This window comes from Micromonospora sp. NPDC023888 (assembly GCF_040639415.1).
Classification (GTDB): domain Bacteria; phylum Actinomycetota; class Actinomycetes; order Mycobacteriales; family Micromonosporaceae; genus Micromonospora.
In genome coordinates this window covers 181,887-194,198 of the sequence record NZ_JBEZZW010000006.1, presented here as the reverse complement: position 1 = coordinate 194,198, position 12,312 = coordinate 181,887, and the positions used below count along the sequence as shown (strand labels likewise).

The 12,312-nt window shown below is 71.7% G+C and carries 13 protein-coding genes; 6 read left to right on the top strand and 7 right to left on the bottom strand.

Annotated elements, in window-relative coordinates:
* Positions 1-6: 6 nt before the first annotated feature.
* Positions 7-303: a DUF6582 domain-containing protein gene (locus AB0F61_RS07810; protein WP_357250826.1), complete on the top strand. Its 297-nt coding sequence runs from the start codon at positions 7-9 to the stop codon at positions 301-303.
* Between the two features lie 18 nt (positions 304-321).
* Here the strand turns inward: AB0F61_RS07810 and AB0F61_RS07805 are convergent, their stop codons facing one another.
* Positions 322-747 carry a VOC family protein gene (locus tag AB0F61_RS07805; RefSeq protein ID WP_357804915.1) on the bottom strand — a complete coding sequence of 142 codons (426 nt, stop codon included), beginning with the start codon at positions 745-747 and terminating at the stop codon, positions 322-324.
* Between the two features lie 154 nt (positions 748-901).
* On the opposite strand from AB0F61_RS07805, the gene AB0F61_RS07800 reads away from it, so the two are divergent.
* Positions 902-2,737 carry a glycoside hydrolase family 15 protein gene (locus AB0F61_RS07800; RefSeq protein WP_357804912.1) on the top strand — a complete coding sequence of 612 codons (1,836 nt, stop codon included), beginning with the start codon at positions 902-904 and terminating at the stop codon, positions 2,735-2,737.
* A 9-nt stretch (positions 2,738-2,746) separates the two neighbouring features.
* Here AB0F61_RS07800 and AB0F61_RS07795 read toward each other — a convergent pair whose 3' ends face one another.
* On the bottom strand, positions 2,747-3,562 hold the full coding sequence (locus AB0F61_RS07795; protein ID WP_357805045.1) for a DUF72 domain-containing protein: 816 nt from the start codon (positions 3,560-3,562) through the stop codon (positions 2,747-2,749).
* Positions 3,563-3,713: 151 nt separating this feature from the next.
* Between AB0F61_RS07795 and AB0F61_RS07790 the strand changes: the two genes are divergently transcribed.
* The gene (locus AB0F61_RS07790; protein ID WP_357804909.1) at positions 3,714-4,442 is read left to right on the top strand and encodes a Clp protease N-terminal domain-containing protein; all 729 of its coding nucleotides are present in this window, start codon (positions 3,714-3,716) and stop codon (positions 4,440-4,442) included.
* Between the two features lie 10 nt (positions 4,443-4,452).
* Here AB0F61_RS07790 and AB0F61_RS07785 read toward each other — a convergent pair whose 3' ends face one another.
* The gene (locus tag AB0F61_RS07785; RefSeq protein WP_357804906.1) at positions 4,453-4,971 is read right to left on the bottom strand and encodes a hypothetical protein; all 519 of its coding nucleotides are present in this window, start codon (positions 4,969-4,971) and stop codon (positions 4,453-4,455) included.
* Between the two features lie 135 nt (positions 4,972-5,106).
* Positions 5,107-5,301 (bottom strand): DNA repair protein, encoded by a 195-nt coding sequence (locus AB0F61_RS07780; RefSeq protein WP_357804903.1) that lies wholly within the window; start codon positions 5,299-5,301, stop codon positions 5,107-5,109.
* A 165-nt stretch (positions 5,302-5,466) separates the two neighbouring features.
* On the opposite strand from AB0F61_RS07780, the gene AB0F61_RS07775 reads away from it, so the two are divergent.
* Positions 5,467-6,129 carry a GNAT family N-acetyltransferase gene (locus AB0F61_RS07775; RefSeq protein ID WP_357804900.1) on the top strand — a complete coding sequence of 221 codons (663 nt, stop codon included), beginning with the start codon at positions 5,467-5,469 and terminating at the stop codon, positions 6,127-6,129.
* 270 nt (positions 6,130-6,399) lie between these two features.
* Here the strand turns inward: AB0F61_RS07775 and AB0F61_RS07770 are convergent, their stop codons facing one another.
* Positions 6,400-7,857, bottom strand: coding sequence for a glycoside hydrolase family 3 N-terminal domain-containing protein (locus AB0F61_RS07770; RefSeq protein ID WP_357804897.1), 1,458 nt, complete (start codon positions 7,855-7,857; stop codon positions 6,400-6,402).
* A gap of 168 nt (positions 7,858-8,025) precedes the next feature.
* Here AB0F61_RS07770 and AB0F61_RS07765 point away from each other — a divergent pair, with 168 nt between their 5' ends.
* Entirely contained in the window at positions 8,026-9,201 is a 1,176-nt protein-coding gene (locus AB0F61_RS07765) for an ROK family transcriptional regulator (protein ID WP_357804894.1), read from the top strand.
* A 123-nt stretch (positions 9,202-9,324) separates the two neighbouring features.
* Here AB0F61_RS07765 and AB0F61_RS07760 read toward each other — a convergent pair whose 3' ends face one another.
* Together AB0F61_RS07760 and AB0F61_RS07755 are read right to left on the bottom strand one after the other, a co-directional pair.
* Complete coding sequence (locus tag AB0F61_RS07760) at positions 9,325-10,332, bottom strand: ABC transporter permease subunit (RefSeq protein ID WP_357804890.1); 1,008 nt, start codon at positions 10,330-10,332, stop codon at positions 9,325-9,327.
* Complete coding sequence (locus AB0F61_RS07755) at positions 10,329-11,336, bottom strand: ATP-binding cassette domain-containing protein (RefSeq protein WP_357804887.1); 1,008 nt, start codon at positions 11,334-11,336, stop codon at positions 10,329-10,331. Before AB0F61_RS07755 ends, AB0F61_RS07760 begins: the two co-directional genes overlap by 4 nt.
* Positions 11,337-11,466: 130 nt before the next feature.
* Between AB0F61_RS07755 and AB0F61_RS07750 the strand changes: the two genes are divergently transcribed.
* Positions 11,467-12,297 carry an ABC transporter ATP-binding protein gene (locus AB0F61_RS07750; protein ID WP_357804884.1) on the top strand — a complete coding sequence of 277 codons (831 nt, stop codon included), beginning with the start codon at positions 11,467-11,469 and terminating at the stop codon, positions 12,295-12,297.
* Positions 12,298-12,312 lie beyond the last annotated feature (15 nt).

Here is a 12,312-nt window from a genome sequence, read left to right as displayed (position 1 = left end):
GGGGGAATGAAGTCGACCTGGAAACCCCACGAGAAGCACGGCGGGCTGTCGAGCAAGGACAAGCGCGAGCTGCCGGAGACCGTCTTCGCGTTCCCCCGGGAACGCAAGGAACCGATGACCGACGCGGGTCACGTCCGCAACGCCATCGCCCGGTTCGATCAGGTGCAGGGCGTCACCGACGAGGACCGGGACCTGGCCTTCCAGAACATCCTCGCCGCGGCCAAGCACTACGGCGTCGAGGTCGCGGAGACCAACTGGCGTCAGCTCGGCAAACTTCCGCACACACCGAATCCCGCCCACTGACTGGCACACTCGTCCACGTCAGGCCGGTTTGAGCGAGGCCAGCACGTCGAGGTAGTGCGGGTTCTTCATGACGCCCAGCACGTTGCCGAACGGGTCGACGACCGCCGCGGTGACGAACCCCTCGTCACCGTGCGGGGTGATCGGCTGGTACTCCGTGGCACCAAGCGCCAGCAGTCGCTCGACGGTGGCGTCGAGGTCGTCGACGTACCAGTGCATGATCACGCCGCCGGGCCCCGTCGCGGCCCCGGGTGGCGCGTACCTGCGGTCGATGATGCCCAGCTCCGCCTGGTAGTCGCCGATGCGGAACTCGGTGTAGGCCGGGCGTCCGTCCGGCCCCGGGCGCATGAAGTACGCCTCGACGCCGAGGAAATCGGCGTACCAGGTGGTGGCCGCCTCCACGTCGTCCGCCCAGATGTTGAGTGTGGCAAATCCTCGCAGGCTCACCCGGTGTCCCTTCGTCGATGTCGTCGACAGCGACGCTATCGGCCATTGCGGAAGGTTTGCTTCCGTGATGGGCGGCGGGTTCGGAGAAGTCGCGTGTAGCCCGCCGCATCCCGGGTAGTCGCCGCCGTTGCCATCACCAACGGCGGGGGACGGCGTGGAAGCGAGGTATCCGGCGATCGAGGCGCACGGTCTGATCGGTGATCTTCAGACCGCCGCGCTGATCAGCGCGGACGGCGCGGTCGACTGGTTCTGTGCGCCTCGTTTCGACTCACCGAGCGTCTTCGGGTCGCTGCTCGACCACGACAAGGGCGGCCACTTCCGGCTCACGCCCGACGGCGTCGACTACACGAGCAAGCAGCTCTACCTGCCCGGTACGCCGATCCTGATCACCCGCTTCCACAGCGCCGACGGCGTGGGGGAGCTGTTGGACTTCATGCCCGTCACCGGCGAACGCGCCACCGACCAGCACCGGTTGATCCGGCTGGTACGGATGGTCCGGGGGACCATGAGGTTCCGCTTCGACTGCCATCCACGGTTCAACTACGGGCGCGACTCGTACGAGCTTGAGGTGCATCCCGAGGGCGACGTCTTCCGGAGTCCGACACTCACCCTCACCCTCGCCCCGTTCAAGGACTCGGAACGGAGATTCGACGCGAGGGGAATCCGGCGCGACACGGAGGGCGTGTCCGCGTCGTTCACCCTGCACGTGGGCGACATCGGCGGGGTCGTCCTGGAGACGGCCTGCCCGCACGCGCCCCGGGCGATGAGCACCGAGGAGGCCTGCGACCTGCTCGCCCAGACCCGTGACCACTGGCGGCGGTGGGTGGGCGGCTCCCGCTACAAGGGCCGCTGGCGGGAGGTGGTGGAGCGGTCGGCGATGACGCTCAAGCTGATGACGTACGCGCCGACCGGCGCCCTGGTCGCCGCACCCACCGCCGGGCTGCCGGAGCAGATCGGCGGGCCGCGGAACTGGGACTACCGCTACACCTGGATCCGGGACGCGTCCTTCTCCGTGCACGCGTTGCTGAGCCTGGGCTTCACCGACGAGGCCCAGAAGTATCTGTTCTGGCTCGACGAGCGCATCCGCGAGGCCCGGGACGGCGACCTGCCCCTGCAGGTCATGTACCGGATCGACGGTTCACCGGACCTCTCCGAGGAGGTGTTGGGTCACCTGGAGGGATACCGGGGCTCGGCGCCGGTGCGGATCGGGAACGGCGCGGCCGGCCAACTTCAGCTCGACATCTACGGCGAGGCGCTCGTCTCGTTGGAACTCGCCGACCGCAACGGGCTGATCGCGCCGTACGAGGGGTGGCGGAAGACGGCAGGGTTGATGGACTGGCTCTGCGAGCACTGGGACCAACCCGAGGACGGCATCTGGGAGACCCGGTCCGGCCGGCAGGACTTCACCTACGGGCGGGTGTTGTCCTGGGTGGCACTCGACCGGGCCATCCGCATCGCGCACCGCCGCGGGCGCCCCGGCGACACCGTCCGTTGGGCCGGCGAACGGGACGCCATCTACGAGCAGGTCATGACCCGCGGGTTCAACCAGGAGCGTCGCGCATTCGTGCAGCACTACGGTTCCGACATCCTGGACGCCTCGCTCCTGGCGATGCCCGGCCTGAACTTCATCTCGCCGACCGACCCGATGTGGGAGTCGACGCTGCGGGCGATGGACGCCGGCCTGGCCTCCGACAGCCTGGTCTACCGCTACGACCCGAAGGCCTCGCCGGACGGCCTCGCCGGCACCGAGGGCACGTTCAACATGTGCACCTTCTGGTACGTGCAGGCACTGGCGCTGGCCGGTCGGCTCGACGACGCCCGGCTGACCTTCGAGAAGATGCTCACCTACGCCAGCCCGCTCGGCCTCTACGCGGAGGAGATCGCCCCGACCGGCGAACAGATCGGCAACTTCCCGCAGGCGTTCAGTCATCTCTCGCTGATCAGCACGGCTGCCCACCTCGACGACCTGCTCGACAAGGAACAGTGCTGACCCACCCGGTCAGAACAGCGTCAGCGGCTCGACAGGTGTCGGCTCGGGCAGCGCGTCCAGCTCGGGCACGCGTGCCCGTACCTCTTCGTGGAACCGGCGGGCGAGCACTGGCGCGTCGGCGTTGTCCGGGGTGTGCAGGAACATCGTCGGCGAGCGCCCCTCCCGTAGCCAGGCCACTGTGACGTCGATCCAGCGCTGCCACCCCTCGACCGTGCGGGTCGGGTCGTCCCGGCCGAGGTAGCGGACGATGGGCCGATCGGTAAGCGCGAGCGACCGGAGCGGCAGGCGTGGTTTCTTGGTCCAGGCGTCCCGCTCGGCGTCGCTGCTCGGTGGGCTCGCGAAGAAGGCGGTCGTGTCGAAGGGGATCCACTCGGCGGACGCGACGGCGAGGGTGGCCTCCAGCAGCCGGGCCGCGTCGGCGTCGGTGAAGAACGCGGGATGGCGGACCTCAACCGCGTACCGGTGCGACAGCGGGAGTTGACCGAGGAAGCGGCGCAGGGTCGGGACGTCGGCGGGGGCGAACGAGCCGGGTAGCTGGATCCAGAGGGCGTGTACGCGCGGGCCGAGCGGTTCGATCGCGTCCAGGAAGGCGTGCAGCGGTTCACCGACGGCGGTGAGCCGGCGTTCGTGGGTGATGACCTTCGGAAGCTTGAGGACGAACCGGAAGTCGGGGTCCGTCTGCACGGCCCACGACGACACGGTGTCCCGGGCCGGGGTCGCGTAGAACGTCGTGTTGCCCTCCACGGCGTCACACCAGCTCGCGTAGTGCCGCAGCCGCTCGGCCGGTGGCAGCGGGTGCCCCGGCCACGACCGGTGGCTCCACATCGCGCACCCCACGTGCAGACGCATGCCCGCCCTTTCCGCCGGTGACCCGTGCTCGATCGGAGCCCACCGTATCGGGGCCGCCCGCCCGCCACCTGTCGGACATCGTCAACTCGGGGTTGACGCACTCGGATCGTCAACTTATGGTTGACGCATGACAGATCCTCTCCAGATGAGCAACACCGTCAAGCTCGACGACCTGATCCAGGCCATCAAGAGGGCACACACCGACGCGCTCGACCAGCTCACCGACGCGGTCATCGCCGCCGATCACCTCGGCGAGGTCGCCGACCACCTGATCGGGCACTTCGTCGACCAGGCCCGCCGCTCGGGCGCATCCTGGACCGACATCGGCCGCAGCATGGGAGTCACCAAGCAGGCCGCCCAGAAGCGCTTCGTGCCGAAGGTGACCGACGGGGCGCCCCTCGACCCGAACGAATCCTTCGGCCGGTTCACACCCCGGGCCCGCAACGTGGTGATGTCCTCCCAGGAGGAGGCCCGTGCCAGCGGGAGCGTCGAGATCCGCCCCGAGCACCTGGTGCTGGGCCTGCTGGCCGAGCCGGAAGGGCTGGCCGCCAAGATGATGGCCGGCCGGGGCGCCACGCCCGAGGTGGTCCGGGAGAAGGTCGCCGCCCTCCTTCCGCCGCCGGCCGAGCGGGTCCCGGACCTCATCCCGTACGACGTGCGCGGCAGGAAGTCGTTGGAGCTGACCTTCCGGGAGGCGCTGCGCCTCGGGCACAACTACATCGGCACCGAACACATCCTGCTCGCCCTGTTGGAGCAGGAGGACGGCGCCGGCGTGCTCACCGATCTCGGCCTGGACAAGGCGACGGTCGAGGCCGACCTGGCCGCCGCGCTCGCCGCCTTCACGCCGCAGAAGTGAGCACCCGCGGTCAGGGTGCCTCGGGGAAGCCGTAGCGCAGGGCGTGCTCCGGATCGGCCGGGTCGATCTGGCGCACGCCCGCGTCGGCGAGGCGCTTGTTGACCTCGTCGAGCCGCTCGCGCACCAGTCGGGCCTCCTCCTCGGTGACCCGGCCCCGGTGCGGCTTGCCGGCGTGCTCCAGCGTGCTGTAGTCGATCTTCTCGGCGCTCTTGCGGGCCTTCGGTGGACGGACCCGCTCGGCCGTCCGCAACAGTTGCGCCATCGGCACGTCGGTCGCCATCGCGTCGAACTCGCTGGCCGTCAACACCACCCGGCGCGGCTCGCCGCCACCATGCCGGTCGTGGATCTCCACCACCGCCACGTCCAGGGCGGCGTCGTCGATGTGCTCCACCTCGCCCGGGGTGGCGTCCAACTGCACGGGCCCGGCGACCAGGTCCGGGTGCTCCAGCACGACGACGCGGACCACCTCGTCGTCCTGCTGCAGAACCGTGCCGGTGAAGTCGGAGACGTGGATCGTCTTCTTGCCCATGCGCGGAGCTTCTCCTGTCGTAGGCCGGGATGCCGGACCACAAGAAATTACCCGACAGGTGTGCGAAAGCCCTCGCTGGACCTCCCCGGTGTGTCGCCGCCCGGACGAACCGCCGGCTCCTCTCGACAGGTGGGTTCAGTGCGTGTTGAGACGGTGCCGACTGGAACTGCCGACGGGCAGCTTGTTCAGCCCCGCCCACGACAGGACGCCCCCGCCGACCATCCGGGGATTCCGGTAGCGCGGCTGCGGCGGGACGCCGCCGGTGGGCTCCGCCGCGCGCCAGCATCGCTCGGGGTCCTGCTGATAGCGGTGGTACGGCTCATTCGGCATGGCCCTACCGTTGCAAACAAAGGTGTCCAGGTAAGGAAATAGATATGACGGTCGATCGGTGCGTCCGGCCACCGTGCCCCGCGCGGCCCTGAGGGATCGTCCGCCCGGCCGGGCAGGCCCGGCGTACGGTGATCCACGACGGGTGGACCGACGGGGGAGGTGGACATGCTCGACCGGCGGGTCCAACTGCACCTGGCCACCTGGCTCGGCCAGTGGCCGGCCGGGGCGGGGTTGCACGTGGTCGCCTCGCACCGACGGGCCGCACCGGCCTGGGACGGCAGGCTGCGCCCCGCGCTCGCCGTGGACACCGGGCGCAGCGGCGTGCTCTCCGTGGCGCCGGACCGGGTGGCGGCGATCCGCTCGCTGATCAGACGTACCCCGGGCCGGTTCCTCGCCGCGCTGCCGCAGGCCGTGGGGCTGCCCGACTGGTGCGTGCACGACGGCTCCTTCCGATGGAGCGTGTCCCCCGCGCCGCTTCCCGACGTGGGGGAGTGGACCCCGCCGACGGCTCCCGGGCTGCCGCCCTGGCTGCGGCTCTTCGACCGGCCGGTGCTGGTGGTCCGCGACCCGGACGGCGCCTACCTGGCCGGTGCCGGGATCAAACGGCACGACGCGTACGGGCACGAGTTGGCCGTCGGCACCGCGCCGGCCGCCCGGGGCCGCGGCCTCGCCCGCCGCCTCGTGGCGCAGGCGGCGCGGCGGGTCCTCGACGAGGGGGCGGTGCCGACCTACCTGCACGAGCGGGACAACCGCGCCTCGGCCCGGGTCGCCGACGCGGCCGGTTTCCCGGATCGCGGCTGGCGGGCGTACGGGGTCTATCCGCGCTGAGTGGCGCTGGGCGCTCGCGGACCGTGGATCCCGGGCCGGATCCACGGTCCGCAACCTCCCCCCAGGCCCCGGTTCCGGACGTACCGACAGGTGTCGGGTCGGTACGTGGCGATCACGCTACGTATCGAACAGGCGTGGGGCAAGGTGCGAGCTGTCGGTTCGGAGTGTCGAATAGTGGACTTGACCTGCGGTAGGGCTGGTCGAGGGTGTCGGCCTGGTTCGTGACGTAGCGTGCGGCACCGTGACCTGTCGGCGGCCGTCGTGGGCAGCTCAGCGGGCCAGGCCGAGAGCCTCGGCCGCCGCGCGGCCGTTGGCGTGACTCGCGCCGTACGTGGTGACGAAGGCGCGTACGCCCGCTGGGCGCCACTGTGCCGGCCACCCCATCTCCACCACCGTCACCGGATGCTGGGCGGCCAGCCCGGCGACCAGCTCCGGGCCACCGGGCAGCCGGTGCAGGTGTCGCCCCACCAGCACGATGGGTCGGTCACCGGCCAACCCGCGCAGCGTCGCCGGGTCGGTCTCGGTGGCGATCACGCGGATCTCCGGCACCCCGTCGAGGTGCGGGCCGAGGCCCCACGGCACCCGACCCTCGGCGATCGTCGACTCGGTGTGCAACTGCACCACAAGCGGTCGGTCCAGGCCGGTGAGCACCCCGTCCACCCGGACGGCGCGACGCGCTGCCGCGTACCCCAGCTCGGTGTCCCCGGCCGTCGGCGATCCGGCGGCGGCGGCCTGGGTCCAGGCGGCGAGTTCGGCGGCGCGGCCGGCGGCCTGCTCGACCCGGGCGGTCGCCAGCCGGCCGTCGGTGAGGGCGTCGACGATCTCGGCGGCCACCCGCTCGACCAGTTCGGCGTCGACCCGCGCGCCGATGCAGAGCAGGTCGGCGCCGGCCGCCAGGGCGCGGACCGCGGCCGGTCCGACCCCGCCGGCAGCCACCGCGGCCCCCTTCATCTCCAGCGCGTCGGTGATGACGGCGCCGGTGAAGCCGAGGTCGGTGCGGAGCAGGTCGACCAGGACGGCCCGGCTGAAGGTGGCCGGATCGGCGCCGGTCAGCGACGGCACCCGGATGTGCGCGGTCATCACGGCGCGCGCCCCGGCGGCGATGACCGCCCCGAACGGCGGCAGGTCGCGTTGGCGGAGCAGGCTCAGTGGCGCGTCCACGGTGGGCAGTTCGTGGTGGGAGTCGGTGACGGTGGCCCCGTGCCCGGGGAAGTGCTTCGCGCAGGCGGCCACGCCGGCGGCCTGCAGACCGGTCACGGCGGCGGCCGAGTGGGCGGCCACGCGCACCGGATCCGCGCCGAAGGAGCGGGTGCCGATCACCGGGTTCTCGTCGGCGGTGTTGACGTCCACCGTCGGGGCGAGGTTGACGGTGATGCCGAGCGCGGCCAGTTCGGCGCCGATCGACTGGTAGACCCGTCGGGTGAGCGCCACGTCGCCGATCGCGCCGAGGGCGGCGTTTCCGGGGTACGGGCTGCCGGTGGCATGCGCCAGCCGGGTCACGTCGCCACCCTCCTCGTCGATGGCGATCAGCGCATCCGGTCGACCGGAGCGCAGCGCCGCGGTGCTCGCCGCCACCTGGGCGGGGTCGTGCACGTTGGTGCCGAACAGGGTGTGCCCGGCGAGCCCGTCGGCCAGCAGGTCGACAGCCCAGTCCGGGGGGACCGGTCCCGGGTACGCGGCGAGCAACGTGCCAAGCGCCAGCCGGCGCAGTCCTGGATCCAGCCCCACGTGATCTCCCCCTTCGGTGCCCCAGCGGTACGAAACGTCGTACCGGTGGTGGTGTCCGCCCTGCCGAATCGGCGGAGCGCCCCGCCTCCGGGTGGCCGATACGCTACGGCTACCCGTTCGCAGGTTGGTTTACAGTTAGCAAAGTTTACTAAAACTAGAGGACGTGTCATGAGTGCGACCCGGCTGCCCGGCACCCCCCGCCTGTTGCGGGCGCTCAACGACCGTGCGGCACTGGAACTGCTCCTCGAACGCGGCCCGCTGACCCGGGCCCGGATCGGCGAGCTGACCGGGCTGTCGAAGGTCACCGCCTCGCAACTGGTCGAGCGGCTGGAGGAGCGCGGTCTCGTCACGCGGGTCGGCGAACAGGCCGGCGGGCGGGGGCCGAACGCCCAGCTCTACGCGGTCAGCCCCGGCAGCGCGCACGTGGTCGGCGTGGACGTCGGCCCGGACCGGGTGGTGGCCGCCTGCGCCGACATCACCGGCGCGGTCATCGGCCGGGTGGAGCAGTCGACCCGGGACACCGACGACCCGGTGGGCGTCGTGCACAACGCCGTGGTGCAGGCCGCGAGCAGCGCCCAGGCGCAGCTCAGCAGCGTCCGCCGGATCGTGCTCGGCACCCCGGGCCTGGTCGACCCCGGCACCGGCGACATCACCTTCGCCTTCAACCTGCCACGCTGGCACAGCGGCCTGCTCGCCGCCCTGCGGGACGACCTGCACACCCCGGTGGTCTTCGAGAACGACGTCAACCTGGCCGCGGTGGCCGAGGCGCAGTCCGGCGCCGCGCAGGGGCTTGCGGATTTCGTGCTGGTCTGGGTGGGCGCCGGGGTGGGCCTGGCGATCATGTTGGGTGGGCGGTTGCACCACGGCAGCAGTGGAGCGGCCGGTGAGATCGGCTATCTGCCGGTGCCCGGCGCGCCCATCCCGCGTGACGTCTCCCGCCGCGCCAAGCCCGCCTTCCAGCAGCTCATCGGTGCGGATTCGGTCCGCGCGGTGGCCCGCGAGCACGGCTACCCGGACACCGACGCCGCCGAGGCGGTGCGCGCGGCCGTCGCGGCCGGCCCCGACGGTGGCCCGATGCTCGACGAGCTGGCCCGCCGGCTCGCGCTCGGCGTGGCCAGCACCTGCGTGGTGCTCGACCCGCCGTTGGTGGTGCTCGCCGGCGAGGTGGGCCAGGCCGGCGGCGTCGCGCTCGCCGAGCGCGTGCAGCACGAGGTCGCGGCGATCACCCTGGTCCGACCTCGGGTGGTGCCGACCGGGCTGACCGAGGAGCCGATCCTGCACGGCGCGCTGCGCACCGCCCTGGACGCCGTGCGCGACGAGGTCTTCGGCTCCACCGTCGGCTGAGCCCGCTGCGCCGGTCATGTGAAGGAATATTTCACCGCAGCTCTGCGTGTTGCAAGCGCTTGCCATGGCGCGGCCGGTCGCCGGGTCGCCCGCGGTCCGGCGGGCGGCCCGGCGAACCGCGACTCAGAGCAGGTCGCGGCGACGGAACACGGCGAACGCGGCAGCGGTCAGCCCACCGGTCAGCACGAGCAGCACCAGCAGCGCCGGACCCCAGGTCAGGCTGTAGAAGCCGTCGCAGTAGTCGGTGCCGGAACACCGCTGCGGATCCCAGAACTTCGCCTCCCCGGTCAGCCACGCCCCGATGTGGCTGGAGAGCATGAGCTGGTCCGGCCGGCGAGCGTCGACGATCTCCAGGACCAGTCGGGCCCCCAACTCCCACACCACCGCGTACGCGGCCGCCGCGCCCAGCGCCGCCGACGTGTGCCGGCCCAGCGTGGCGATCGAGAAGCCCAGCGCGGCGGCCAGCAACACCAGCACCAGGCCGCGGCCGTGGATCGCGCCCAGCGAACGCCAGAAGTCCCCATCCAACCGGCCGGGCAACCCGGCGGTCTGCCCGATCACCCAGAACGTGGCGAGGTAGGCCACCGACGCCAGCAGAGCCAGGACCAGCACCGTGCCGAGCAGGGTGCCCAACTTGGCCCCGAGCACCGTCAACCGGCGTGGTCGCCAGAGCAGCAGGTTCACCACACCGCCGGAGTTCAGGTCGGCGCCGATGTAGGAGGCGCCGACCAGGAAACCGAACAGCACCAGGAACGCGATGAGGAAGTAGAGCAGCGGCCGGGCCTGCTGGGCGAAGCTGAACACCCCCGGCAGGAAGTCGGCGGCGATCGGCAACCGCTCCTGCCGCACCGGGTCGATCTCCGAGCAGTCGGTCGGGAGGTAGCGTCCGGTGTCCTCACCCGGGAACGAGCCGCTCTGCCGGGCCAGGCACTCCTGGTACGCGGCCTCCATGCTCTGCCGCTGCTCGGTGGCCTGCTGCCGCGCCGAGTTCAGCTCACTCGCGCTCGGCTTGTGGGAGCCAGCCAGGGTGGTCGCCGCCGTCACGGCGAACGCCAACGCCAACAGGACGACCATGAGCTGCACGAAGCGACGACTGGACAGCCGCTCCAACTCGGCACGGACCAGGTTCACGCGTCCACTCCCCGATCGAGATCAATCACAGCTTCGCCCCGCTCGCCGTCCGGCAGCGCCGAGCCGTCGACCTGCCGGGGGAGCGACGGATGCGCGTTCGCACCCGTCAGCTCCAGGAAGACGCTCTCCAGATCCGGCCGAAGCGGCGTCAGCTCGCCCACCCACAGCCCCTGCTCGCCGAGCACCCGACTGACCACCGTCGGGTCACTCACGCCACTCACCACAAGCGCCTCGCCGTCGACGACCGCCGTCAGCTCGGCCGCGTGCAGCAGCTCGACCGCGCGCTCCTGCTCGGCCACCCGCACCAGGAACTCGTGCCGGTCGTGGCCCGCCAACACCTCGTCCACGCGGCCGGCCGCCACCCGACGCCCCCGCGAAATGATCGTGACGTGGTCGCAGATCAACTGGATCTCACCCAGGATGTGACTGGACACCAGGACGGTCACCCCGTTGGCCGCCAGCGACCGCATCAGGTCCCGCATCTCCCGGATACCCGCCGGGTCCAGCCCGTTCGCCGGCTCGTCCAGGATCAGCAACCGCGGGTCCTTCAGCAGCGCGGACGCCACCGCCAGGCGCTGCTTCATGCCCAGCGAGTAGCCCTTCACCCGCTCGTCGCCCCGGTCGCGCAGACCCACCAGATCCAGAGCCTCGTCCACCCGCGAGACCGGCACCCCACCGGCCCGGGCCAACAGGCGCAGCGTGCGGTACCCGGTGAAGTTGCCGAAGAACTGCGGGCTCTCGACGATCGCGCCGACCTGCCCCGCCACCCGGGGAAGCAGCTCCGGCGACGGTTCACCGAGCACGCTCATCCGCCCACCGTCGGCGCGTACCAGCCCGAGCAGGGCCCGCAGGGTGGTGGTCTTGCCGGACCCGTTGGGGCCCAGGAACCCATGGACCTGGCCGGCCTCGACCAGCAGGTCGAACCCGTCCACCGCCACCCGCCGGCCGTTGCGCAGGCTGCGGAAGGTCTTGCGCAGACCCTCGATCTCGATGACCGCGCTCATCCGCGCGGCTCCGAATCTTGACGGAACATCAGCCGTCCTCCGGGTTGGTGATCAACGACACGGCGCTTCACCCTATGGCCGAGGCGCCGCCCGTGGGGGGCGCCCCGGCGCTGCGTGGTTGGATGGTGCGGTGACTGGTGACCTGATCCTTGGCGCTGCCGGCGCCGCGCCTGTGGACCCGGATCTGGTGGTCAGCCTGGACGGCGTCGGGGTACGCCGGTCCGGCACCGCCCTCCTGCAAGACCTGACCTGGCGCGTCGAGTTGGACGAGCGGTGGGTGGTGCTCGGTTCCAACGGCGCCGGCAAGACCACCCTGCTCAACCTCGCCGCGGGCCGGCTGCACCCCACCACAGGTGTCGCGCACGTGCTCGGCGAGCGGATCGGCCGCACCGACGTCAACGAGCTGCGTACCCGGATCGGGCTCACCACCGCCGCGCTCGCCGAGCGGCTGCCCGCCGACGAGCGGGTCAGCGACGTGGTGGTGACCGCCGCCTGGTCGGTGGTCGGCCGCTGGCGGGAGAACTACGACCCCGCCGACGAGGCGCGGGCGCGGGCACTGCTGAGCCAACTCGGCGTCGGTGGTCTCGCCGAGCGTCGTTACGGCACCCTCTCCGAGGGTGAGCGCAAGCGGGTGCAGATCGCCCGTGCACTGATGACCGACCCGGAGCTGTTGCTGCTCGACGAGCCCGCCGCCGGGCTCGACCTGGGTGGTCGGGAAGACCTGGTCGCCCGACTGGCCGAGCTGGCGTACGACCCGGACGCCCCGGCGATGGTGCTGGTCACCCACCACGTGGAGGAGATCCCGCCGGGCTTCACCCACGCGCTGCTGCTGCGCGAGGGCGGGGTGGTCGCCCAGGGCCTGCTCGCCGAGACGTTGACCGGCGACAACCTCTCCAAGACGTTCGGCCTGCCGCTTGTGGTCGAGCGGTCGGGTGAGCGTTACACCGCACGGGCCGCCTGAGTGCCAGGAGACGAC